Annotated in this window: 19 protein-coding genes; 9 read left to right on the top strand and 10 right to left on the bottom strand. The window is 41.4% G+C overall.

Going from position 1 to position 25,079, the window contains the following annotated elements; translation table 11 throughout:
* Positions 1-134: 134 nt before the first annotated feature.
* Both ACM0OW_RS06150 and ACM0OW_RS06145 read right to left on the bottom strand, forming a co-directional pair.
* Complete coding sequence (locus ACM0OW_RS06150) at positions 135-509, bottom strand: hypothetical protein (RefSeq protein ID WP_414549145.1); 375 nt, start codon at positions 507-509, stop codon at positions 135-137.
* Between the two features lie 322 nt (positions 510-831).
* Entirely contained in the window at positions 832-1,863 is a 1,032-nt protein-coding gene (locus tag ACM0OW_RS06145) for an NAD(P)/FAD-dependent oxidoreductase (protein ID WP_414549144.1), read from the bottom strand.
* 177 nt (positions 1,864-2,040) lie between these two features.
* Here ACM0OW_RS06145 and ACM0OW_RS06140 point away from each other — a divergent pair, with 177 nt between their 5' ends.
* Both ACM0OW_RS06140 and ACM0OW_RS06135 read left to right on the top strand, forming a co-directional pair.
* Positions 2,041-2,883, top strand: coding sequence for a YaaW family protein (locus tag ACM0OW_RS06140; RefSeq protein ID WP_414549143.1), 843 nt, complete (start codon positions 2,041-2,043; stop codon positions 2,881-2,883).
* The gene (locus ACM0OW_RS06135) at positions 2,880-4,211 is read left to right on the top strand and encodes an O-antigen ligase family protein (protein WP_414549142.1); all 1,332 of its coding nucleotides are present in this window, start codon (positions 2,880-2,882) and stop codon (positions 4,209-4,211) included. The genes ACM0OW_RS06140 and ACM0OW_RS06135 overlap by 4 nt, the downstream gene beginning before the upstream one ends.
* A 266-nt stretch (positions 4,212-4,477) precedes the next feature.
* Here ACM0OW_RS06135 and ACM0OW_RS06130 read toward each other — a convergent pair whose 3' ends face one another.
* The 5 genes from ACM0OW_RS06130 to trpS form a co-directional block, all read right to left on the bottom strand.
* A complete protein-coding gene (locus ACM0OW_RS06130) occupies positions 4,478-4,975 on the bottom strand; it encodes an RNA recognition motif domain-containing protein (RefSeq protein ID WP_414549141.1) in 498 nt (165 codons plus the stop codon).
* A gap of 671 nt (positions 4,976-5,646) precedes the next feature.
* A complete protein-coding gene (locus tag ACM0OW_RS06125) occupies positions 5,647-7,932 on the bottom strand; it encodes a M48 family metalloprotease (RefSeq protein ID WP_414549189.1) in 2,286 nt (761 codons plus the stop codon).
* A 107-nt stretch (positions 7,933-8,039) separates the two neighbouring features.
* Positions 8,040-9,668 (bottom strand): peptide chain release factor 3, encoded by a 1,629-nt coding sequence (locus tag ACM0OW_RS06120; RefSeq protein ID WP_414549140.1) that lies wholly within the window; start codon positions 9,666-9,668, stop codon positions 8,040-8,042.
* Between the two features lie 196 nt (positions 9,669-9,864).
* A complete protein-coding gene (locus ACM0OW_RS06115) occupies positions 9,865-10,788 on the bottom strand; it encodes a methylenetetrahydrofolate reductase (protein ID WP_414549139.1) in 924 nt (307 codons plus the stop codon).
* Positions 10,789-10,847: 59 nt separating this feature from the next.
* Complete coding sequence (gene trpS, locus ACM0OW_RS06110; protein ID WP_414549138.1) at positions 10,848-11,858, bottom strand: tryptophan--tRNA ligase; 1,011 nt, start codon at positions 11,856-11,858, stop codon at positions 10,848-10,850.
* Between the two features lie 245 nt (positions 11,859-12,103).
* Between trpS and ACM0OW_RS06105 the strand changes: the two genes are divergently transcribed.
* Positions 12,104-12,919, top strand: coding sequence for a DNA cytosine methyltransferase (locus ACM0OW_RS06105; RefSeq protein WP_414549137.1), 816 nt, complete (start codon positions 12,104-12,106; stop codon positions 12,917-12,919).
* Here the strand turns inward: ACM0OW_RS06105 and ACM0OW_RS06100 are convergent.
* The gene (locus ACM0OW_RS06100) at positions 12,866-13,258 is read right to left on the bottom strand and encodes a hypothetical protein (protein ID WP_414549136.1); all 393 of its coding nucleotides are present in this window, start codon (positions 13,256-13,258) and stop codon (positions 12,866-12,868) included. The two genes, ACM0OW_RS06105 and ACM0OW_RS06100, sit on opposite strands and share 54 nt — an antisense overlap.
* Positions 13,255-13,503, bottom strand: coding sequence for a helix-turn-helix domain-containing protein (locus tag ACM0OW_RS06095; RefSeq protein ID WP_414549135.1), 249 nt, complete (start codon positions 13,501-13,503; stop codon positions 13,255-13,257). Before ACM0OW_RS06095 ends, ACM0OW_RS06100 begins: the two co-directional genes overlap by 4 nt.
* A gap of 248 nt (positions 13,504-13,751) precedes the next feature.
* Here ACM0OW_RS06095 and ACM0OW_RS06090 point away from each other — a divergent pair, with 248 nt between their 5' ends.
* Together ACM0OW_RS06090 and ACM0OW_RS06085 are read left to right on the top strand one after the other, a co-directional pair.
* Complete coding sequence (locus tag ACM0OW_RS06090) at positions 13,752-15,320, top strand: B12-binding domain-containing radical SAM protein (RefSeq protein ID WP_414549134.1); 1,569 nt, start codon at positions 13,752-13,754, stop codon at positions 15,318-15,320.
* Positions 15,321-15,429: 109 nt separating this feature from the next.
* Positions 15,430-16,236: a DUF429 domain-containing protein gene (locus ACM0OW_RS06085; RefSeq protein ID WP_414549133.1), complete on the top strand. Its 807-nt coding sequence runs from the start codon at positions 15,430-15,432 to the stop codon at positions 16,234-16,236.
* Positions 16,237-16,285: 49 nt separating this feature from the next.
* Here the strand turns inward: ACM0OW_RS06085 and glgP are convergent, their stop codons facing one another.
* Positions 16,286-18,850, bottom strand: coding sequence for an alpha-glucan family phosphorylase (gene glgP / locus ACM0OW_RS06080; protein ID WP_414549132.1), 2,565 nt, complete (start codon positions 18,848-18,850; stop codon positions 16,286-16,288).
* Between the two features lie 1,561 nt (positions 18,851-20,411).
* On the opposite strand from glgP, the gene ACM0OW_RS06075 reads away from it, so the two are divergent.
* The 4 genes from ACM0OW_RS06075 (at position 20,412) to ACM0OW_RS06060 (ending at position 25,032) form a co-directional block, all read left to right on the top strand.
* Positions 20,412-20,627 carry a hypothetical protein gene (locus ACM0OW_RS06075; RefSeq protein ID WP_414549192.1) on the top strand — a complete coding sequence of 72 codons (216 nt, stop codon included), beginning with the start codon at positions 20,412-20,414 and terminating at the stop codon, positions 20,625-20,627.
* A 607-nt stretch (positions 20,628-21,234) separates the two neighbouring features.
* Positions 21,235-21,924 (top strand): acyltransferase, encoded by a 690-nt coding sequence (locus ACM0OW_RS06070; RefSeq protein WP_414549131.1) that lies wholly within the window; start codon positions 21,235-21,237, stop codon positions 21,922-21,924.
* A gap of 341 nt (positions 21,925-22,265) precedes the next feature.
* Complete coding sequence (locus ACM0OW_RS06065) at positions 22,266-22,382, top strand: photosystem II reaction center protein I (protein WP_280652617.1); 117 nt, start codon at positions 22,266-22,268, stop codon at positions 22,380-22,382.
* A gap of 163 nt (positions 22,383-22,545) precedes the next feature.
* Positions 22,546-25,032, top strand: coding sequence for a DUF3769 domain-containing protein (locus ACM0OW_RS06060; protein ID WP_414549130.1), 2,487 nt, complete (start codon positions 22,546-22,548; stop codon positions 25,030-25,032).
* Positions 25,033-25,079 lie beyond the last annotated feature (47 nt).

The raw sequence follows: 25,079 nt of genomic DNA, 5'->3' as shown, positions 1-25,079 counted from the left end.
TCTTCTAATTTGTAAAAAAGTTTAAGCCCATTCTCCGAAGTGTATCTCTGATGAAATCGCAGACAGAGCTTAAACATTAACAAGTGTATTATTTGCAGATATAATCTACTGTCTACAAAGAGCCAATTCTGTGATTAACCAAACCAGTGAGAGGGTTCCGAACCTGCTTGTACAGTTTCACAAAGATGTTGGCTAATCCAGTCTGAATTTTCTTGGATAACAGAGGAAATACCTTGGTGAATCAAATTTTGCAGGTGTAGTTGCTGTTCTAAAGGACTACGGGGTAATTTGTGATTTAAAAAGTTTTCTTTTTGTAAGTTTGCTAGATGAATTTGTGCTTCAGAAACTGCACTGTAAAAGCCAGGTATGTGGTTGAGGACAAAGGTAATTAGTTCTTGACGCACGTCAGGAAGTGCAAAAGCCTTCTGATAATGATATGGATATGTATCCAAAACACTTTGAATCTCTCCTAGGACTGATTTTTGTGTTAAATTAACAACTGTTTGCATAAATCTTATTTCCTCTTTTGTCCAAATTCAAGCAGCTGGTGCAACACAGAATGTGTGATGTCTTTAATTTTAATGATGTTTTTTACAGGTCTTTTTTTTGTCAGAAAAATACATAAAACGCAGCATAAGTTATTAGGGATCAAGAGGAATAGCTAATACAAAAAGATCAATAAATTAATTTAATTTTCATATATTGTTGATTTATGTTGTTTATGAATTGCTGTGTACACATCTTAAATAACTGCAATTTTGTATCTATTTTTAGGAAAGCTACAAAATTTTCATTAAGAACATTGAGTAACCAGTCTGGCGATAGATGGAATTATTCGGTAAATAATTTAAAAAAATCCATATTAGGTAGAGGTAACTGGCGCAGGTAATGATTAATTTCCTCAGATGCAGCAAGTCCAGAAATCATTGCGTCTTCGGCGAGATGTCCGCCACACCAATCACCACAACAGACTAAAGGTATGGTAGAACTGGCAGATAATACCGGATTTCTCCAGGGATGACTAGGAAAAGCGTAACGCCAGCGATGTACTTGCATCCATTCTGGTGTTTCTAGCCAGGGAAGGGCTAACCTCTGGGCGGCTTTTTGCAGCATCTCTTTTCCCACTGGTTGTAAATCTGGGGTTTCTAAATGCAGTTCGGCAAATTTAGCGCTACTTTGCAATACAAATACAGGTTGCTGAGGGTGGGGACGTTTGCTACTATCTAAACCAATCCATCCCAGAACAGGATCATCTGTAAATTTTCGGTCGTTCCAATGTGGTAGCGGTTGGGATGTGGCAGAATATCCAGCGATCGCACTCACAGAAGGATAAAATTCTACAGAACTCAAATTGTCAATAAATTCTCTACCTAATACAGCTTCTCCCAATGGTGCTAACAGTGTCAAAGCTTGGGGCGCTGGGATGGCTAAAACTACGGCTTTAGCTGTTAATTGTTCGTTACTTTCCAGAGTCAGACACCAACTATTTTCGGGAGTGGGGTGAATAGCTGTGACACGTTGATTCAGTTGGATTTGTAACCCTTGGGCGAGAAACTTAGCGATCGCACTCATGCCCGCAGGTACAATATAACGGGGTACGGAATCGGGTTGAGTCGGATTTGCCCACACTTCTACGATATGGCGATCGCGTAACAATTGCACAAAATTTTGGAATAATTCACCTTGAGGTTTTAAATAACACGCTCCATGATCTGCCCAAGTTCCATATAATCGGCGTGTAGCCAGTCGTCCCCCCAAACCACGGGACTTTTCCACAACCAACACCGAATATCCAGCTTGAGTTAATCGTTGGGCGCATATTAAACCTGCCATTCCGGCACCAATTATTGCAATATCAGTCATAATTTATTCGTGTTATTAAGGAGTGGGTAGGGGCGGGTTTAAGCCGTGAGTCTGTGGTTCGTCGAAATTTTTCATAAACCCGCCCGTACAAGAGTAGGGAAGTGATTTTTCTAATGACCAATGACCGCTAATAGTAGAATAAAGTACATAAAGCCTGCACGCAGAGAGGAAGGGAAATTGGATGAACTGAGGGCGGCGCTGGAGTTAGCAACAGAAGAGGAATTGCAAGATTTAACCGCAATTCTTTTTAGTCGCAAATTTAATCCCCTAGATTATGTTCATACACCTGAACCGATTGAGGTTCAAAGCCAAAACCATAAAGCTTGGTTAGATACATTAGAAAATCGGTTTCGGTTTTTAGCCGCAGATGGGATAACGGTATTACGGGGGCGTACAACTCAGGTAACTTACCGCCAAGCATTAATTCAAGTATGTAAGTATCTGAAAATTCCTTATTCTGATGAACTGACAACCGTTGATTTAGAAGCTGAATTATTTTTACATCTATTAGGACAGGTGTGGAAAAAATTGCCGGAAAATGAGAAGCAAAAATTAAACGAACAGGTACAACGTCAACTGTCCCAGTCAGACTTAAAACAACCATTACCATTGTTATTACAGCGTGATCCCTTGGGATTACTGGTTAAAGGTGGTAGCGCTTTAGCTGTTACTTCGATTCTTCAGCCATTGGTTTTGCAACAAATAGCCCGGCAATTTGCGATCCACTTTGCTAAATATCAAGTAGCTCAACAGACGGCAATTGCTGGTTCTCAAGCTGCTGCTAACCAATTTAAAGGCTATGTAGCTCTACAAATGGCGCGACGGGGTATGACAATGAATGCGGCTCGTTATGGGGCTGTAAGGAGCGTTTTTACCTTCATTGGGCCAGTGATGTGGACTTGGTTTTTTGCAGATTTAGGATGGCGCGCAATTTCTACTAACTATGGTCGCATTATCCCGACTATATTTGCTTTAGCACAAATTCGTCTCACCCGTGCAGAATATTGGGAACCAGCTTGAAGTTAGCTTTTAATCATCCTCACCCTCGTTTACAAACTCTTTGGAATGTTACCCAAATCGGACTCTTGATTTTTCCCTTGAGTCCGTTGGTAGGGGGTGTCTGTCTACTTTTGGCAGCATTAAGAACTTGTCAGTTAAAATACCGCAGTGTGATCCACAGTCCCCTAAATTGGGGATTTGCTCTGGTAAGTGTATTACTAATTATTAGTTGTAGCTTTGCGGATGACAAAATACAGGCTTTTTTAGGCTTGTTTAATTTATTACCATTTTTTGTACTTTTTGCAGGACTCAGCACCCTGATTCAGACAATAGCCCAATTACGGCAAATAGCGCTAATTTTCGTCGTTGGTTCTGTACCAGTGATAATTATGGGTTTTGGGCAGATATTTTGGGGTTGGAGTTTCCAGATACAGGTTTTGTGGATTTTATTGGATATAGGACTCGCCCCTGGAGGAAATCCGCCTGGACGCATGGCTTCTATTTTTATGCACGCCAACCTGTTTGCGGCTTATTTAGCGATCGCCTTTACTCTGGGATTAGGGTTATGGTTAGAACAATGGCCATTTAGAATTACAGACACGATGAATCGGCCATTTAAAACAGATGCGATGAATCGCGTCTCTACAAGGTCTTATCCAATTTTTTTAACGGTGTCGGTAATTACTAGCTTTGTTGCTCTAATTTTAACTGACTCACGTAATGGATGGGCGATCGCGATCGTTGCCTGTTTAGCTTATGCCCTTTACCAAGGTTGGCATCTGATTATAGCTGGTGTTGTCGGTGTAATGACTAGTGTCCTGTTAGCAGCTTTCGCACCCTCACCAATTGCTGAAACCTTTCGCCGATTTATCCCCGCTTACTTTTGGGCGCGGTTAAATGATCAAATGTATCCAGATAGACCAGTGGCTTTAATGCGAACCACCCAATGGGATTTTGCTTGGTCTTTGACTCAGCAGCGCCCCTGGACAGGTTGGGGTTTACGCAGTTTCAGTGACCTCTATAAAGCACAGATGCAAATTGATTTAGGTCATCCCCACAACTTATTTTTGATGCTATCGGCTGAAACTGGTTTACCGAGCGCACTTTTATTTTTTGGCTGTCTTGCTTGGATATGGTTTGCAGCAGTGCAATTGTTGCAAAAATCTCACAATCTAGACAAAAAAGATAAATTGATATTTTTCAGTTATATTATTGTGATTTCACAATGGCTGATATTCAATACCGTAGATGTAACTTTATTTGACTTTAGGCTGAATACAATTTCTTGGTTTCTGTTTGCTGCTCTTTGGGGCTTTGTATATAGCAGTTCTCGCTTAAGAAAGTGCTAAACGCCCCGCTACCGCTAACAGCGCTTGACTATAATTGACAGTCGCTACATTTACGTCTCATTTTGGGTTTGAAAACAGTCTCTAGGGGTTGGTTAGTTGAGATCATCGATAAATCATCTCAAAAAAGCAACCCACCTCCAAAAACAGTTTTAGAGGTGGGAAGTAAAGTACCCCTTTTTGCTTCACTGAAAAAGGGGCTGAGAATTTCAACTACATTAAAATCTAAAAACCGAAATTTCTAAGTTTTAATTGCTATCCTCACAGACTCAATTTGTAGTTTGTGCCGCTAGCATCTGTTTGAGCTTTTCTAATTCAGAAGCCCAACGTGGATCAGGACGAATAGTATCTGAGTCACCACCGCTTGTGCTGGTTTCCCGGACACCACCGCCACCACGCCGCGACTTCTTAGCGCCTTTCTCCCGACGGCTACCTTCTTTTTGGATGGTAGGAGCTGGATGACTGGTAGCACTACTGACTGGTTTTGGTGGTTGGTCTTCACCTTCCTCGCCTTTGGTGCGAGGTAATGCTTTCTCTAGCTTTATCGGAGTCTCTTTGAACAATTGACCATTATACTTTTCAATAATTTGATCAGCTTGTTCGTCATTGTTGACTGTGAGAAAACCGAAACCACGGCATTTACCTGTTTTACGGTCTTTAATGAGTTTTGTAGTCACAGCTTCGCCTTCTTCGGCAAAAACTGCTTGTAGATCCTGACGATCTATTTCTTCTTTTGGCAAATTGCCTATATATAGGCGAACGGACATGAACTATACCTCCAGAGTTGAACGAAGATGGCAAGGCAAGAAAACAATCACTTGGCTTTGGCTGTTAAATAGATGCTATTGACCAAGACTGCCGTAAACCAAATTTTTTACTCCAAACTGTCAACCTATACAATACAGTTTTTCGTTGGGATGAAGCTTGTTTAATACAAAAGCGTATACAACGCTCGGCTAATACCACCTTAATTCTAAGAATCGTAAATTTATAAGCCTTGGCTTGTTAAAGTAAATATCTTCTTTGATGACCTTGCCAGCAGAATTAAATACCATTCCTTACATTACCACGGTATTATCTACGTAGCTAGTTCAGAGCATACATTTTCAGCGATAGCATTAATATATCGTAGCATAAAATACATTTTTTTTCTCAAGAAGGGTTATCAGCAACAAAAACCAGCCAATGGCTGGTAAATTAACTGCTGTATAGGGAGGTAAATCACGATAGATTTGCACAAATTAGCCAATTTTCGATAACTATGCTGTATTCGCAGGCTAATTCAGTTTTATAGGATTATGTAAATAAATGTAACGCTCATTCATAAAAATTGCAACTTTTATTTACATTCCCAGAAGAGGCAGGAGGGAAGAGGCAGGGGGCAAGAAACTTACTCGTAACTTTCTTCACTCAGCACTTTCCTGACTCAGCACTTTCTTCAGCCTGTAAGAAAGATGTATGCACCCCAAAGCAGTGCAGTAAATGCCACAACAATAGACCAAATTGGATGCGGGCTATGAATGGTTTTACCACTTTGAGTTTGTACTGTGTGAATATCAATCCAGGGTGTGGCTCCCCGGCGAAACCAGCCTGTGACTATAATTTGCCGACCAATTAAATCTTGGGGATTCACTGTCTGTCCCAAGGGAATGTGGTGTAATTTCACTAGCCCTGTACTAGACTGCAAAATTAAATCTTGTCCTAAGCAATTGCCAGTACCTCGACGACCCAATAGCTTACCGGCAAGCCGTACTTTAATGCTATCAATAGGAAGAGTCGATGGATTGACTAAGAGATTGGGCAGATTGTGATCATTCTGCACACTAGCAGTTTTGATATCTGGAAAAAACGAATTCATCCGAAACACCATGCCGATGCTAAAGCTAATGAGTAAGCAGCCGATCACAAAAGTCCAATCGTCGTATATCCACTTTAAATTTAGCAACCTAAACGTGAAAGCAGTTTGCCACGTCAGCCAGATGAAACCCGCAAACACAACACCGAAGGGAATACCCAAAAAGGGCGCGATTTGTAATAAGAAAGATTGGCGCTTCACCTGAAAACTTTGCTGACTATTTAGGTGTAGTTCAGGGTCTATATGCCAATGGCGGGCAATTTGACTCAAACGTTGAATGCGATCGCCTATTAAGGGATGGCTATTATTAATCGTAAACCAACGGCTATAGGGATTATGAGTATCCCATATCAATAGAGTTTCAAAGGGCATTTGACCTGCAAGACTACCCAAAGACAGACTCTGCTGATAACCGACTGGGATGAAGAAATTTAAACTTTCCAAATGCCAACTAGTTTGTTCTGATTGTTGGATATCAACAGCAATTCCGATAGCAATTTTCAGTAAAGCGCGAGTCAAAGCATTGGGATTACCAGTAATTTCGGAGGCGAGGCGATCGCTATAGTACAGCCGCAACCGCGACAACCATAAACTAATTCCAGTCAATAAACACCAAAGTCCATAAATCACACTAGTCAGAATGGTGATTGGCCTATACCACATCCCTTCTGATTTCTTATTTCCCCAAGTTGATACTTGCTGATAGAGGCGATGAATTGGTAGTGACAGCAGCAACACCAGAGACATGACCACAAAATCCCAGTGGGCAATATGTCCTAACTGTGTGGCATAAATAGTAGCAATTTCATCATCTGCTAGTTGCTCTAATAGTCCCTGACTGACCACAATTCGAGCGTTGCGGGCAAGATTACCATAAGTTAGCGCCATTGGTGCAGCTATGGGCAGAATTCGCAATTGAGGTAACTGCCAGCGACGCTGTTGGCAATAACGTTGTAATACCCTAGCTGTTTCGCGACTGTGGCCATGTAATACATCTTTGGACAATTCTTGCTGTCCATAAAAATTTGCTAATAGCCAATCTAGCAACCAAGGTGATAGTCCAATTACAATGAATAAAACTATCAATAAAAATGAGGTAGGGTTGCGGTAGAGCAACTGTAATGGTTGTAAGTATGGTAGTTTGATTAAAGCCGAATTAATAAAACCCGTGGCTAAATTAACTATTTCTCGCAGGAGCCAAAACAAACTTACAAATGTACCGAGTGCTAGCAACCTCAAGGGAATTAACTTTGGCTTACGCAATGGTTGCCAGACTTTGGCACGTTTTGCTTGTCGCCAATAAATACTGGATGATGGAGTTTGTGTATAGCTGGTAGAGCCGAAAAAACTACCTGAGACGCTCGCAGGTGCTTCTGCGATCATGGTGTTTTGGTAGTCAACTGATGGTATGGCTGTATTCCGCAAGTTACCTGATTTGACAGCCGATGAATTGCCATCGCCTGTAGTTTCTGCTACTGTATTTTTTGGTTTGTGGGCTTCGACTACGCTCTGCCCAAGTTTTGATGCAGCAGAGTTTTGCGAATTATCCAAAGCCACAAATTTAGTAGCCGAATTGGTTGAATTCTTAGTATTTTTTTTGCGTTTTGTCAAGTACGTGAGAGCAAGTCTAGCCCATTCTTTAACTTGGGTATTTTCGCTTTCAGTGAGAATTTGACATAAGACAGTAGCCTTGCGGATTTGTCCAAGACGTGCGTAAGCCATCACTAAACCAACCCGTGCCTGTAAATTAGCGCTAGCATTTTCTGGATTACTAGCAACAGGTGTAAGTTTAGCGATCGCAAGTTGGTAATTTTCTTGTTTGAGGGCTACTAAACCGGCCTCCAAAGACAGTTCGCCATCTGAATGCATAGAAATATTGGCACTCCAATGTCTACTAACTGATCCACGGTGGTACATAAGCGCGAATCTTGAATACCGTGGATATCAATTGCGCCCGGTTAGTCCCATCAAGTGAATTATTCCTCCACTGGTTGTTGACCAGAATACACCGGGGCGATCGCGCTTAATTTCAACTCTGGATGATCTCCCTGTAACTGTTGGCAATTCCATTCATTGCGAAATAGTAAAACAGGTCGTCCCATATTATCTTTGACAGTCGTGGTGTTAAAAATTCGTCCCACCTGATTCAAAGCTTCCCAACCACCTTCCACCCAACGGGCGACGCTGTAGGGTAGTAACTCTAATATGGTTTCTACACCATACTCGTTTTGTAAGCGAAACTGTACCACTTCAAACTGTAACTGACCTACCGCGGCCATAATCGGGTCACGTTTGGCTTCATCAGCTGAATACATAATTTGCACTGCACCCTCTTCGCGCAATTCCGAAATCCCTTTTTGAAATTGCTTAAACTTCGAGGGGTTGGGGTTTCTCAGAGATGCAAAAAGTTCGGGTGAAAAATAGGGTATTCCTTCATATTCGAGTTTTTGACCTGTGTAAATAGTGTCACCAATTGCAAAAACACCCGGATTGTTTAAACCAATCACATCCCCAGGATAAGCTGTATCAATCGATTCCCTTTCCTGGGCAAAAAGCTTTTGCGGACGAGACAAGCGAACGACTTTGCCAGTGCGTGCATGATTCACTGTCATATCTTTTTCAAACTTTCCTGTGCAAACCCGGATAAATGCCACACGGTCACGGTGTTTGGGGTCCATATTCGCTTGCAGCTTGAAAACAAACCCCGTAAAGTCAGGATAGGTGGGGGGAATTTCACCCATGCTGCTATTATGTGCGCCAGGCTTCAGGGCATACTTCAGGAAGTAATTGAGGAATAACTCTACCCCAAAGTTAGTCATGGCGCTGCCAAAAAACACTGGAGTCATTTTTCCTTGATGCACTAAGTCCAAATCCAGTTCTGGACCAACTCCTTCTAAAAGTTCGAGATCATCTTTTAATTGCTGGTAAAGTTCATCTTCTAGTAGTTCTGCAATTTGGGCATCACCTAAATCTACAATCGTATCGCGGGCTTCTCGGCTACCGTGGGCGCTGCGTTCAAATAAGTGAATTTTTTGCTCGTGGCGGTCAAATACACCTTTAAAGCGATCGCCCATCCCAATCGGCCAGTTAACTGCATAGGTTTGTAAACCTAATTCCTGCTCAATTTCATCTAGCAGTTCCAGTGCTTCCCTACCCGGACGGTCGAGTTTATTTACAAATGTAAAAATAGGCAGACCCTTTAACTTACATACTTCAAATAACTTCCGCGTTTGAGGTTCCAAACCTTTAGCCACGTCAATCAGCATCACCGCATTATCTGCGGCTGCTAAAGTGCGATAAGTATCTTCACTAAAATCTTGGTGTCCAGGTGTATCAAGTAAATTAATTTGACAATTTTGGTAGGCAAATTGTAACACTGTCGAGGTAATAGAAATTCCCCGTTGTTGTTCCATAGCCATCCAGTCTGAAGTAGCCTTACGCTGCGCTCTCCGGGCTTTAACTGCCCCAGCTTCGTGAATAGCACCCCCGTATAACAGTAGTTTTTCTGTGAGAGTAGTTTTACCCGCGTCAGGGTGAGAAATAATCGCAAAATTGCGCCGCAGTTCCACGGCTTTATCTAGTTCCGTCTGAATTTCAGTTGACATAAACTGTATTGTTTTCCTTCTTCCTTAACTTATTTTAATTTTTTATCATCAAAAAAAATGAGCGATGCCTAACGGCTGCAAGCTACGCACTACCTGGATGAGTTGTCAAAGCCACCACCGGGTGAAACAGTGCGGAAAAGAACCTCACCCCCAGCCCCTCTCCTTACCAAGGAGAGGGGAGAGTTTGACTGCTTATTTAATTGACATTCGTCACTGGTGTAACTCCCGCCAAATCTAAAATTGGCGCAATTAAATCTTCCCGTTTCACAGCCATCATATGGACACCTTGGCATAATTGTCGGGCAATTTGGACTTGTTCGGCCGCAATTTGCATTCCCTCTTCAAGGGGATCTTTTGCTTTCGCCAACCGATCAATAATATGCGGGGGAATATTTACACCTGGAACACACCTGTTAATAAACTGGGCATTTTTTGCCGATTTCAACAGAAAAATCCCTGCCAAAATTGGTTTCTCATAATTAACGGCTACGGTGTGCATAAACTTTTCTAGCCGTTCAAAATCTGTAATCATCTGGCTTTGAAAAAATTGCGCGCCGCCTTCAATTTTGCGTTCAAATCGCTTTTGTAAGCCTGACCAACTGGCAGACTGCGGATCTACAGCCGCACCAGCAAATAAGTCAGTCGCCCCATCGGTCAGAGGCTTTTCATTATCATCAACGCCCTGATTCAGCTTCCGAATTAGTTGCAGCAGGCGCACAGATTCTAAATCAAACACGGCTTTAGCATGGGGGTGATCGCCAACTTTCACCGGATCACCAGTCAAAGCTAAAATGTTGCGGATACCCAAAGCATGAGCGCCCATTAAATCAGCTTGTAAACCAATTCTATTGCGATCGCGGCAAGCCATCTGACAAATCGGTTCAATGCCATTTTGTAACAAAATCACTGAAGCTACTAAAGAAGACATCCGCAATACGGCGCGGCTACCATCGGTAACATTGACAGCATGAACCCTCCCCTTAAGGGTCGCCGCCATTGAAATCATGAGTGTGACATCTACCCCTTTTGGGGGTGCTACCTCGGCGGTAACTAAAAATTCGCCTGCTTGCGCGGCGCGACGAAAGGAATTTAAAACTGTGGGATTTTGGGTATCCTGCATAACATTAATGTTTCGGTTTCCTTAAAGGCTATAACGAATTATGCCTAAAAGCGAAACCTTTAAAGAGGTAGAGTATAGCCCAAAGCCGTTTTTACCTGTATCAGAGTTTGATTAGCGATCGCCTCAGCTTTTTGCCGCCCTTCCCGCAAAACCGAGTCTAGATAAGCTTTATCTGCCATTACCGCCTGATATTTTTCTTGTATTGGTGTTAAAGCATTAATTGTTGTTTCTGTCAACAAAGGTTTAAATTGACCCCAACCCATATCTTGACATTCTGCGGCAACCTCTTCCTTCTTCTTTCCAGACAGCAGCATATACAGACTTAACAAGTTGTTACACTCTGGACGTTCCGGATCATCGAAAGTCAAACCCCGAACCTGATCAGTTTTACAGCGCTTAATCTTATATTGAATCTGTTCTGGTGGGTCTAGTAAATTAATCCGGCTTAAATCCGAAGGATCAGACTTCGACATTTTGCGCGTACCATCCGCCAAACTCATCACCCTTGCGCCTTCCTTACGAATTAAAGGCTCTGGTAACTTGATTACAGGCTGATCAGGTTTACCAAATTGGTGATTAAATCTGTTAACAATATCTCTTGTCAATTCCAAATGTTGCTTTTGGTCTTCACCAACTGGCACTTTATCAGCTTGATACAGCAAAATATCAGCAGCCATCAGCACAGGATAGTCCAACAAGCCAACATTGACATTTTCACCCTGCTTAATCGCCTTCTCCTTAAACTGAATCATGTCTTGCAACCAGTTTAAAGGTGTAATGCAATTAAACAACCAAGTCAGTTCACTGTGGGCAGAGACGTGAGATTGCACAAAAATAGTGGAGTGATTTAAATCCAGACCACAAGCCAGATAAAGCGCCATCAGGGTATAGGTATCAGACGCTAAACGTTTAGGGTCGTGTGGGACTGTAATCGCGTGCAAATCAGCCACAAAGAGGTAATTATCGTATTCGCTCTGACCTTCTACCCAGTTGCGAATGGCTCCTAAGTAGTTACCCAGATGGTAATTACCCGTTGGTTGAACTCCAGAAAGAATACGCTGCTTGCCCATAAATTTCAACTTAATTTATCTCAAATCCGCCCTATATAAAGTGGCGATTACAAAACTCATTCAATTTTGACACTTTCTCAGACAACTGGCTCTTAAGTGATAATTTTATCTAAAGTATTTTGGACAGTACGCTGACAAAAATAGATGTTTTTCAGTGGTCTAGCCCCTGGTTTTGACGATGAGGTATGCTTGATCTATTGTAGACAATATGTCACACTTAGCCAGACGTTAATATCAAGCATCCAATGCAAGGAACACAACTTGATCTTTTTCCTCATGAGGATGAGCGTAATCCTATCAAAAAGCAAAAGCAGCCAAAGTTAGGACGTTATGAGCGTATTCAGCGCGAACTAGATAGAGATAATTCCGATCAATATAAGACATTTGTTGATATTAGTTCTGTACCAAGTTTATTATCTAAATATACTTTTGTGGATCTATTTTGTGGTGCGGGAGGAATCACACAAGGGTTATCACAAGCGGGATTAACACCATTAGCTAGTGTAGAAATTAGCCCAATTGCTTCTGCTACGCACAAAAAAAATTTTCCAAAATGTCATCACTTCTGTGGAGATATTGAACAATTCTCTGCCCAAGATTGGCTGCAACAAATTGGCTCACCTGAAGTAAATGTTGTTGTTGGTGGTCCACCATGTCAGGGATTTTCAGTAGCAGGAAAGCGTGACCCCAAAGATCCTCGCAATAGGTTATTTTATGAATTTGTACGTGTTGTTTCAGAAATACGCCCTTGGTATGTAGTGATGGAAAATGTACCAGGTATTTTGACAATTCAAAAAGGGAGTGTGAAGACAGCAATTATTGAAGCTTTTAAGTCTATTGGTTATCCTCATATTTCTGTGGCAATTCTCGAATCTGCTGCTTATGGAGTGCCGCATATTCGACCAAGAGCTATTTTTATTGCTAATAGATTTGGAATGCCAAACCCGTATCCTAAATCTCAATTAAGCATTGAAGAATACAAACCTATCGAGTCAGCCATTTCTGACTTACCAGACTACACTCCTATACCGGAGATTAACCATGAGTGGACCTATATATGAATAAACTGTGAGAATTCTTTTAAATAACGAAGCTGGTATATTAGCAGCCGAATTAGCTGATTTTATCTCACCTGTCCAACGATCCCACTTGGTTTTTTTGCCACAAATTTCACAATATCTACTTTCAGTTTCAATTACAAGTCCAGGTCGCTGTTTGTTTCCACGTTCTAATCCTTGAATACCACCCCCACCTGCATACTGGTCAGATCCAATTTCTTTTGTTTCATGTCCACGACAATGCCATTTTTGATCTGACAACAAATTAAAAACTTTCAATTGGGTTGGGGCTTTATTCAACTGATACCGAATTGTTTCTCCTAAATTTTGTTGGTTGTTCACTGTATTTTATCGGCTTCTATTTCTAGGTTTTTGAGAAGAATAGAAACACTAATGCCTAAGCCATTAGCAAGACTTACCAGAGCAGTGAGGGAAGGATTTCTGACTCCACGTTCCACGCCGGATATGTATGTGCGGTCTAAGTTCGCACGTAGTCCTAACTCCTCTTGTGAAATCCCCTGTTCTGTCCTGTATTGCCTCACTAGATAACCCAAAGCACAAAGAATCTTTTTTTTCGACTCATTCATGTACCGATTGTGAATATCTGAGGACTATCAGTCTACGGACGATGTGTCACATTAGAGTTTATTGCTTTTATCCTCAAAGTCAAGTCAGAGATATACGCTAATTGCTAATTTCTGCTTTCTTTCTGTCCTCTGTCTTCAACTGATATATGTGTAATTTTTACAAGTTAATGCAATAAAACTTAATATTTACTAGAAAAACTAACAGTAACCTGGGAAGTAATAAATTCCTATTCCGGGGTGTGTGCTTTATGAAAGCCTTACTAATATGGCCAATTATGCCTAACTCTTTCTGGTCTTACCAGGAAACCCTTGATTTGGCTGGTTTACGCTCTACAAATCCCCCATTGGGTTTGATTACAATAGCCGCAATGCTACCCAGTGATTGGGAAATTAGATTTGTAGATCGCAATATCTCTCTAGAGACAGATACGGATTGGCATTGGTGTGATTTGGTGATCATCTCTGCAATGATTATCCAGAAGCAGGATTTTCGAGAACTGATTCAACAAGGGGTAGCCTTGGGCAAAAAAGTGGCTGTAGGTGGACCTTTTCCGACATCCGTACCAGAATTTGCTTTGGAAGCGGGAGCAGATTATCTAATTTTAGATGAAGGTGAATGTACTATTCCCATGTTTTTAGATGCTCTGGCAAAAGGTGAACAACAGGGAATTTTCCGCTCCCCAGAAAAACCAGATGTCACCCAAACACCAATTGCTCGGTTTGATTTACTGAATCTTGATGCTTATTTAGCAATCACAGTTCAATTTTCCCGTGGTTGTCCGTTTCAATGTGAGTTTTGCGACATTATCAACTTATATGGACGTAAGCCTCGCACCAAGACACCAGAACAAATGCTCCAGGAATTTCAGGTTCTTTACGATTTAGGCTGGCGGCGATATGTCTTTGTGGTGGATGACAATTTTATCGGTAACAAACGTAATGCCAAGGTATTTCTAAAAGCTCTGATTCCCTGGATGGAAGAACATGATTATCCTTTTATTTTAATAACCGAAGCTTCGCTGAATTTGGCAGAGGATGACGAATTAATTGAGTTGATGGTAAAAGCAGGATTTACTATCTTATTTATGGGCATCGAAACCCCGGATACAGATAGTCTTGTGGGTATTCATAAAGTTCAAAATACACGTCATGACTTAATTGAATCTTGTCACAAAATTACACGGGCAGGATTACAGATTATGTCTGGTTTTATTATCGGCTTTGACAATGAACGTCCTGGTGCAGGTCAAAGGATTCAAGAATTTATTGAAGAGACTGGTATTCCTCAAGGAATGTTGAGCTTGCTGCAAGCGTTGCAAAATACAGCGATGTGGAATCGTCTCCAGCAGGAAGGAAGGCTGCTTGATGGTTTAGGAACAGTTCACCAAGGTGCAATTATGAACTTTGTCCCGATGCGGTCAATAGAAGAAATTACACAGGAATACATCGCCGCATTTTGGAACATTTATGAACCAATACCTTACCTGAAGCGGACTTTCCGCCATTTTCGCATGATGAATGGTTGGCGGGGTAAAACTCAGCGTCATCTAACTAGGACTGAGATGCGTTTATTTGCGGCGATTTGCTGGCGACAGGGTGTAGTCCGTTCAACTCGGTTTCGTTTTTGGTGGCAATTAGTAGCGATCGCTCTAACTAAACCCCGTTTATTGTACGATTACTTTACAGCCTTGGGTGTCAGTGAACACTTCTTCAAGTATCGTTATGAGGTGAAGGCGCTGCTCGAATCACAATTAGCAGCATTAAATCAAGTGAAACCACAATCAGATATGGTTTATCAGCTAGAGTCTGTACGGTGATATTGTCCCATTTTGAAAAGTATCAGTCCTGAATTTGGGTGCGAGTGTTTTTGCCAAGTTTTGGGGTTCTTCGTTACCTAGTATGATGGTATGATTACCCTGAAAAAAGATGAAATTTATCGGCGTTGATTTAGGCTGGAAATCCCAACCAAGCGGCTTATGCTGTTTAGAATTAATAGAAGGACAACTGCAAATACTAGATTTAGACCGCCTAGAATTGATTGCAGATATTCTTAGCTGGATAGATAAAATTGTAGAACCAAAAGAACCAGCCATAATTGGTGTAGACGCGCCTACCTTGATCCCCAATGCTATTGGGAGTCGTCTTCCCGATAAACTCACACACAAATACTTTGGCAAATATCACGCCGGCTGCTATCCAGCTAATCAGAAATTACCCTTTGCAGAACGCACAGTCAACTTTGGCTTAGAACTAGAATCGCGTGGATTTGACCATGCACCCACCATTGATCCCCAAAAACTTGGCAGATATCAAATCGAAGTTTTTCCCCATCCAGCAATAGTTAACTTATTCAAATTAGAACGCATTCTTAAATATAAAAAAGGACGCATCAATGAGCGTCGTTTAGAATTAATTAGATTGCAAAATTATATTTTCGACATTCTCCCCACTCTAACTCCCTCTCTGCGACTTCCTTCGGGTTCACCAGTCGCCTGCGGAGGGACACCCTCCCGCAGCGCTGGTTCACTGCGCCTCTGTGGTTCCTTTAATTCCGAAATCCCCACCACAGGAGTAGCACTCAAAGCAGCCGAAGACAAACTAGATAGCTTAATTTGTGCGTATGTAGCAGCCCATTGGTGGTATTGGGGAGAACAACGTAACCTAGTGCTAGGCGATCGCACCACCGGCTACATAGTCATCCCCGAAAAAATAGGGCTAGAAACTAGAAGCTAAGGAAGTAGAGAAATTCCTTCCCCACTTCCCCACTCAGCACTCAGCACTCTTATTCCGCCCAAGCAATCAATCTTGGCTCATAAGGACTAGCTAAGTGTTGGTGCTGCGGTAACACACGCAAAGACAAGCCCTGCAAACCAGAGGTGGTATAGGTAACATTGCCCGTGTAAACACTCAAATTTTGTGGATCTTGTCCTTGGTAATCCATGACCACAGGTATAGCATCAGCAATATCACCATTGGCATCAATCGTACCTTGGTATAACTCTACCCGGACATCATCATTAGTCAAAGTGGCTAAATCAACCTTGGCTTTGACAGCGACAGTTTGGTTCACTTCAATATCGGCATCTGCTGATACATCAATATCTTTGATTTTGATGTTAAACCAGTGTTCGCTGAGTTTGGATTTCCAACTAGCTAATTCCTTCGCTGGGGCGTAATTATCCGCAGTCAGAATTGCAAAGCGATCGCTGGCTGGGAAATAAGCCCGTTGAGCATATTCTCCTACCATCCGGGCTGTATTAAAGAAAGGACAATTCAAGCGAATTGCATCTTTCATTTTGGCAATCCACGACCGAGGTAAACCATCAACATCCTGATGCTCGTAGAATAGAGGTACAACTTCCTTCTCTAATAATTCGTAGAGAGCGTTGGCTTCTACCTCATCCTGGTAATTGGGATCATCATAATTCTCACCATGTCCAATTGACCAACCAGTGCGGACATAATCAGCTTCATCCCACCAGCCATCAAGAACACTTAAATTCAGCAATCCATTCATTGCGGCTTTCATCCCGCTAGTACCGGAAGCTTCCCGTGGACGGCGTGGTGTGTTTAACCAGACATCACAACCAGCTACCATTAACCGAGCAATGTGAATATCATAGTTAGGCACAAACACCACTTGTTTTTCCAAGTTTTGTTCATGGATAAAGTGATTGATATCGCGGATCAGTTCTTTCCCTGGGATATCTTTGGGGTGAGCTTTACCAGCAATCACAAACTGCACTTTGCGGTCTTTGTTACTTAGCAAAATCTGCTTGATTCTGTTCAAATCACGCATCCAGAGAGTGGCGCGTTTGTAGGTAGCAAAACGTCGTGCGAAGCCAATGGTTAAAACGTTGGGATCAAGAACTTCTTGGGCTTGGTCAATCTCCGAAGCAGAAGCACCGCGATCGCGCAAATGCTTGACCAAGTGTTCTCTGACATATACAACCATGTCTAAGCGACAGCGTTCATGATTGCGCCACAATTCCTCATCGGGGATCGTATCAATCCGATCCCATAATGGACTCTCTGGTGCTGCTGATGACCAGTTTGGCCCTAGATAGCGATCGTACAACTCTTGAGTTGATTTAGCCACACAACTGCGAGCATGAACACCATTGGTAATTGCGGCAATAGGTACTTCTTCCACTGGTACCTTTTTCCACAAACCCTGAAACATCTGGCGTGATACCACACCGTGTAACTGAGCCACACCATTAGAAAATGTTGCCATCTTCAAGGCCAATACCGCCATACTGAAAGGTGCAGATAAATCTCCTGTATTTTCGCGCCCCAGTCCTAAAAATTGCTCTTTAGGTAAGCCAAAGATTTCGGCATAGTACCCCAGGTAATACAAAACCTTATCGGGAGAAAACAAGTCAATTCCCGCAGGTACTGGTGTGTGAGTGGTAAAGATATTGCTGGAAGCTACCACCTGTTTAGCTTGGTCATAACTCAATCTGGATTCCTGAATTAGGATGCGGATACGCTCTAAGGCCGAGAAGGCCGCATGGCCTTCATTCATGTGGTAAGCAGTCACATCATAACCCAATGCTTTCAACATCTGTACACCACCGATCCCCAGCATAATTTCCTGGTGAATCCGCATATCGATGTCGCCACCATACAGCTGATCTGTAATGTCGTGGTCATAAGGGTTATTGGGTTCAATATTGGTATCCAGCATATAAAGTGGCACCATTCCCACCTGTACGCGCCACACTCTAGCGTAAACCTTGCGTCCTGGATAATCTACCGCAATCCGCAATTCTGAACCATCAGGATTACGCTCAAGATGCAAGGGCATATTATAGAAATCGTTCATGGGGTAGCGTTCTTGCTGCCAACCATCTGCATTTAGGTATTGAGCAAAGTATCCTTGCTGATACAATAAGCCGACACCAACCAGAGGTAAGCCCAAGTCGCTAGCAGATTTGAGGTGATCCCCCGCTAAAACACCCAAACCGCCAGAATAAACAGGTAAACAATCTACCAGTCCGAATTCAGCCGAAAAATAGGCGTAGCATTCTTTTGGCTTTTGGCTACGTTGTTTCTGATACCAAGTACGCTCTTTTAGATAGTCTTCTAACTGGCGAGCCGCCCGATCCATTTGTGCTAAAAAGCCTTCATCTTCGACAACTTCCAAAAGCCGTGCTTGACTAATTGTACCCAGCATCAACACGGGGTTGTGGCGGCTAGACTCCCACAAATCGGTATCTAAACGACGAAATAAATCTTTACTCTCAACGTTCCAATCCCAGTGCAAGTTATATGCTAGTTGTCGCAGAGGTTCGAGTCGCGACGGTAGGGAAGGGGAAACGTTAAATGTGCGAATTGGCTGCATAGGTCGGTAAAACTCCAAGTTTAATTTTGGCTATTGTTTACGTATGTATTACTGTCTCTACCCAATGTGGCCAATTCTTTTTACGGTGTTTGTAAAATGGGGATGACTTTGTTCAGCATTGAGAGTTATTCTTTCCATCGCTGATAAAGTTTACACTAAGGGCTTTTGTAAGTCTATGGATTACCCTCAAATATGTACTTAGTATATTAAATTTTAATTATTATTTGTCAGGTCAGACTTTAAGCCTCGTCTAGGTTGAGACCCGTAGTTTTTAGTCAAGATGGTGAGATTGCTTCCTTACGTCGCAATGACAAAAACTCCACTTTTCATGATGGACAAGGTTTAGGTAATTTTTTAATTTTTTTTAATTATTTGCGGATTTTTGTGATTTTTGCTACCAATATGACTGAAATGAGTTTGTGAGAGGCGATCGCTCCATGAAGAAAAATTAAATAAATAAGTATCAATCCTATCTATATTCAGGAGAATTTGGAGCTATACTCACGTTCAAGGATTTTACACAAATAAATTCTCCAAATTACATCTACAACAGTGATTTGGTCTTTTTTTTGCTAAAAAGTCGCTGAGTGAGGCTATCACCAAACGCACAAACCGAAAATTTCACTATTAGATCAAGTCTTTTAGGGCTGGAAAGGTAAACCCGCTTTGTGAATCCGTAATTTTTGTGTAAAACTACCACCTACGACAGATTACTAAAAAATCATCAAAGCATCTAATTCTTTAAAATCATCAACGCGTTTGCGTAGCGTCTTATAAGAGAATGCGGTTCTTTATATTTTCTTTGGTGAGTCACACGCTCCACTATAAAAATGCAACTTACATATTTGTTTTCCAGTAGCAAATTTAAATGATTTACACATTCAAATTTTCATAGCTATAGTCAGATAACTTATGGCAGTATTGATACTCAGTATGCAGTAATTGTTAATGACCCAATCATCTCTAAGCGTAGCTATTGTCCGCAGGGATTAGGTAGCAGAAAAGAGAAATTATCGCAGATTTGACTCAATTATTACCAATACTTATGCTCGACCACGTTTTTGATGTTTCATCATAATTGTTATATTATCCTGACAGATATATCTAGAGTGTGAAAGAAGTTAAATATTGGCTCGGCTGATTTACTTTAATTGCTAATAATTGAGCCGATTTATGCAATTATTTTCGCTAGTTTCGGTGCTAGTGATTATCCGCAGGCACTATTTGCCTTGATTGCATGATTCAGTAAAAAATTACATATAAAAGCAAATTTACTATCACAGTTATTTGTTGGTAAAATAGCTAACCATAGTTATAATATACTGACATTATCTCAAAGGTATTATTTTTTTAAATGTTTAGCGACCGCTTCTCGAATATATATAGTAAACCTCATATTGTGCAACATATTAAGTTAAAAAATTGTATGTTTTGATCGAAATCAAAAAATACCACTTAGTAATTGCTACGGAAGCACAAATGTTGTTTTAATTCTTAATTAAATTAGATTAGCCAAATTGGATCAAATTTCTTTATTAAAAGTGTTTCAACGAAAAAAAATGTGCTATTGTTAAAAACAACTATCACAAAAAATCTTGATGTAATTAAAATTGTGATTTGGTTTGCCCATAACTCATCGGTGTGCAACATGATTAGCGCAGCATACTCTAGAAATTCGTTGCAAGAAAGTCGTCATCGCAATCGTGGAAGCGCTTATTTGTTTGCACCGATGGCAAATTTTAATGTAATGGCTGAAGTTGGTGACACTCCACCCTAACTGTAATTGACTTGTATCGCAACATTAATACAAATTCAATGCTAATTGCATTTTAATGTGTGGTAATTATCTGGAAAATTTGAGATAACCCAGTAAACCTGTAAAATGTAAGTTACTTGAAAAAAGCTTGTTCAATTTTGTCGTTGACAAAAAGCTGCTGGAATCAAAAGAACCACATAACAGCAGTACCTTTATCCATATCAAATTCGCCACAAAATTGACATATTTTAAAATACCAAATTATGAAATTGGATAATTTTGGTATGTGACGCTGTTAACTATTAATTAGCCTTGCAATGATACGCAAAATTGCTAGACAATTTTAATAATTCAAGGTGAGTAATGTGCAGAGTAATTCAGGTCAGTTACCCATGTCAATTAATCTATCTGCATGAAAGCTAGAAGATTCATAAATAAATCGAATTCAGAAATAAGTTTTCTATGCAAATAGAAGCTTCACTAATCATTGGGGGATTTTTTCTGGATTTCTAAAAATTAACTTGATGACTTTAAAATATCAGTACAAATGGTACTGCTAAAAGACTAGATAACTTTGAAACAAGTATTCAAGGGTTTCAAAAATACTCATTACCAGAGATAGTTGATCATGAATCACAAACAATATTTTTCAAAATGGCAACGATTACAAGAATTATTAATTACTACTTTATTGGGAGATATACCAACAATTGCCTTGGGTCCCAAACTGCGAAATTTTGTATATCGGAGAATATTTTCTCGGATGGGTAAACCAGTTTATATTCAGAACGGTGTGGAATTTCTGGGAACTTCTGCCATTGAGATGGGTGATGAGGTGTATATCTTTAAAGGTGTACGCATGGATGCCAAAGGACACCCAAATAATAAAATTTATTTAGGAAATGGCGTGGCGCTTGAGCGCTACGTTGATATTGGTTGTATGGATAACACTTGCATATCCATTGATGATGAAACTTTTATCGCTCCCGATGTCTGTATAGCTGGGCCTGGAAACATCAAAATTGGTAAGCATTGTATGATTGCATCCCATTCGGGAATCTATGCCAATAGCCACAAATTTGCCGACCCAACAACACCCATGAGATACCAAGGGATAACTCGTAAAGGAATCGTGATTGAAGATGACTGTTGGCTAGGGCATGGGGTAACGGTGTTAGATGGCGTTACTATCGGTAAAGGCAGTGTTATTGGCTCAGGAGCAGTTGTGAATAAAGATATTCCCCCCTATTCTGTGGCCGTAGGTGCGCCCGCACGAGTAATCAAAAGCAGAGTCACTAAAGATTTGGTGGCTTCTTAAGCACCGAATAAAACAAATTATCTTACCCCTCACTAATCATAAATGACCGCAGAGCCACGGGCGGTGGGTAATGTGGGAATGGAATGGGTTGCGGTTTGGCAATGAGACATGGCAGACTGTAGAGAGAAAAATATCGAAATAAATAGCTATTTTGTCGCCACAACTGGAAACTTCTGCTGTAAGTAAACGTCTCCAAAGTAACGAGCGTAAAAAATTTGAGGGGCATTAACCAGAGTCATCTCAAAAAGGGACGAGATTTCGGTAAGATAAGGTAGTTATCTTTTCTGTATAGCAGATACTGAGAGAGAAACTTTTTTCTCACACCCTTTGGAGATATTTGTATGGTGACTTTAAAAATCGCTGTTTATATTGTTGTTGCCTTCTTTGTGGCTATTTTCGTCTTCGGATTTTTGTCGAATGATCCAGCTCGTAACCCCGGACGGCGGGATTCAGAGTAGGATTGCGATAAATTATCTACAACTGCCGGAAGACGGACAACACCAAACCTCCTTCTCTTGGCAGCTTGCTATATTGAGGCAAAAAGCAAAAGTCGGAAGGCAAAAGGTGTAATTTATCCTTCCGGCTATTAATTGGCTATTTGTTAGCTTGATTTGCCTAGATATGCTCCATCCAGTTCCGCCAGCCGCAACGTTTCCCATTGTCGAACCAGTACCATCAGCAAATTCTATTCCCTATGCTGGTGATACTCAGTTTCCCTCAGTTGTAACCAATCAGACTAATACTCAAGAAGGCAAAGAAGAATCGCCGATACTACAGGAAGTTCGACAAATCCCAAATGTGGCAGATTCTGAAGCTGCTTTGATTTGGTCAACTCCCATCAACGCCACTAGGGATAACTTATCTGCTAAAACTCTAGCTACACCCAATACACCAGAAAGTTTCCCACCAGAATTTTCTCCCTTCACTGCTTCTAAAAGTGCTGAAAGTTTGGGTCAACCCCAGGCAGTTGGTTACTTAGAACAACATCTTGATGCACCCATTACTACACCCAAGGTGCAAGTCGTAGCGGAAAAAACCACTCTACAAGAGCAGGAAAGTAATATTCCTGGAGAACAATTTCCTGATAGCATCAATATTGTTGTTGATGAACCCGATGATCTCCCAAGTTCTCAACCAGTACAAAATACTTTAGAATTCAAGTCTCGTGACCTCAGCAGCGAAGCTTCAACTCCTTCAATTATAGAAATCCAATCCCCTATCCAGCCAGATCAACAGCCTACAACTACGCCGCCAGCGAGACAGAGAACTGTAGAAGTGATTTCAGATCGGCAAGAGTATGATCAACAACGGCGAATTATTACCGCAGAAGGTAATGTCGTCGTGCGATTTGATGGGGCTGTGGTGGATGCCGATCGCCTGCAAGTAAATTTAGATAATTTAATTGCCGTGGGGTCAGGTAATGTGGCCTTAACACGAGGGGAACAAGTATTACGGGGAGAACGCTTTAGTTATAATTTCATCCAAGATAATGGCGAAATCGAAAACGGTAGTGGGGAAATATTTGTACCCTCATCCCAAACAGATTTGGCTTTTTCACCCACCGAGATCACAGCAGGTGATCTTCAGCGTCCTCTGAGCGATCGCGTTAGAAGAAACCAGCCCCTTTCCGGTATTAGTAGCCCAGGCGGTATTGACTTTACATTAGGTGGTACACAAGCAAGTAATATCCCTACGCCAGCAGCAGGGGGTACAGTCAGGCGACTGCGGTTTGAAGCGAAACTTATTGAGTTTTATCCACGAGGTTGGCAAGCAGAAGATGTCCGGATTACTAACGACCCGTTTTCGCCCCCAGAATTAGAGTTACGGGCATCGCAAGTTACTTCAACCCAAGAGTCCCCTTTAGTAGAAACTATCACAACAAGAGGACAGCGTTTAGTCTTTGACCAAAAAGTTTCTATCCCAATTCCGGTAGATAGACAAACCCTTGACCGTTTGGAACGGGATGCTTCACCATTTATAGTTTCCCCCGGTTTTGATGGGGACAGGCGTGGTGGTTTTTTTGTGGAACGGGGCTTCACACCAATCGATAATGAGCAGACGCGTTTGAGAATCACGCCTCAACTATTTGTGCAAAAGGCTTTAGAAGAAGGCACTGGTGATTTAGCGGCTTTATTTGGTTTAAAAGCGAGTTTAAATGCCGTTTTAAGTCCACGAGCCACAATTGAAGGTACTGGTGAATTAACCAGTCTTGACTTAAACCAAATAGAAAACTCTTTACGAACGAGTGTACGAATGCGCCAGGAATTAGGCGATATTAATCCCCACATATTAAATTTAGAATATAACTATCGCGATCGCCTGTATAACGGTACTCTTGGCTTTCAAACTGTTCAAAGTAGTATTGGTGGTCTAATTAGCTCTCCAGTTATTCCTTTAGGTAATAGTGGTGTTAACTTCAACTATCAAGCAGGCGCACAATACATCAATGCCAACACCGACCGCCTAGACTTACTAGAGGCAGACAGGACAAATGATCGAATTTCTCTCGGTCGCTTACAAGGTAGTGCTAGCCTCAGTAAAGGCTTTTTGCTATGGCAGGGTAAACCATTACCACCAACCGCAACTGAGGGATTAAAATACACAGCAAACCCTGTAGTTCCTTATTTACAAACAGTTGCCAGTCTCACAGGTACTAGTAGTTATTACACTAATAACGAAAATCAAAGTACCCTAACTGGTGCAGTTGGCTTAATCGGACAATTTGGTAATTTCTCTCGACCCTACTTAGATTATACTGCTTTTAATGTAACTTATTCTCAGGGCTTCAATAGCGGATTATCACCCTTTTTGTTTGATCGATCAGTTGATAATAAAGTCCTAGGTGCGGGTCTCTCACAGCAAGTTTATGGGCCATTTCGGTTAGGCTTTCAAACAACAATTAACTTAGACACTGGTAAACAAACTAGCACCGATTATATTTTAGAATATAGCCGTCGTACCTATGGAATAACTTTGCGTTATAACCCAGTATTGGAATTAGGAGGTTTCAGCATCCGCATTAGCGACTTTAACTGGACTGGTGGGACAAATCCATTTTCTGGTAACGAAGTTAGACCTGTTGTAGATGGTGTACGACAAGAGAATTAACTGGAAACCCAGAAGAAGCAGGGGAGAAGAGGCAGGGAGCAGGGTGC

The organism is Anabaena sp. CCY 0017 (genome assembly GCF_963920885.1).
Taxonomy (GTDB): Bacteria; Cyanobacteriota; Cyanobacteriia; order Cyanobacteriales; family Nostocaceae; genus Nodularia.
Note: the sequence above shows the minus strand (reverse complement) of the source record. Positions and strands in the feature narration are given on the sequence as shown.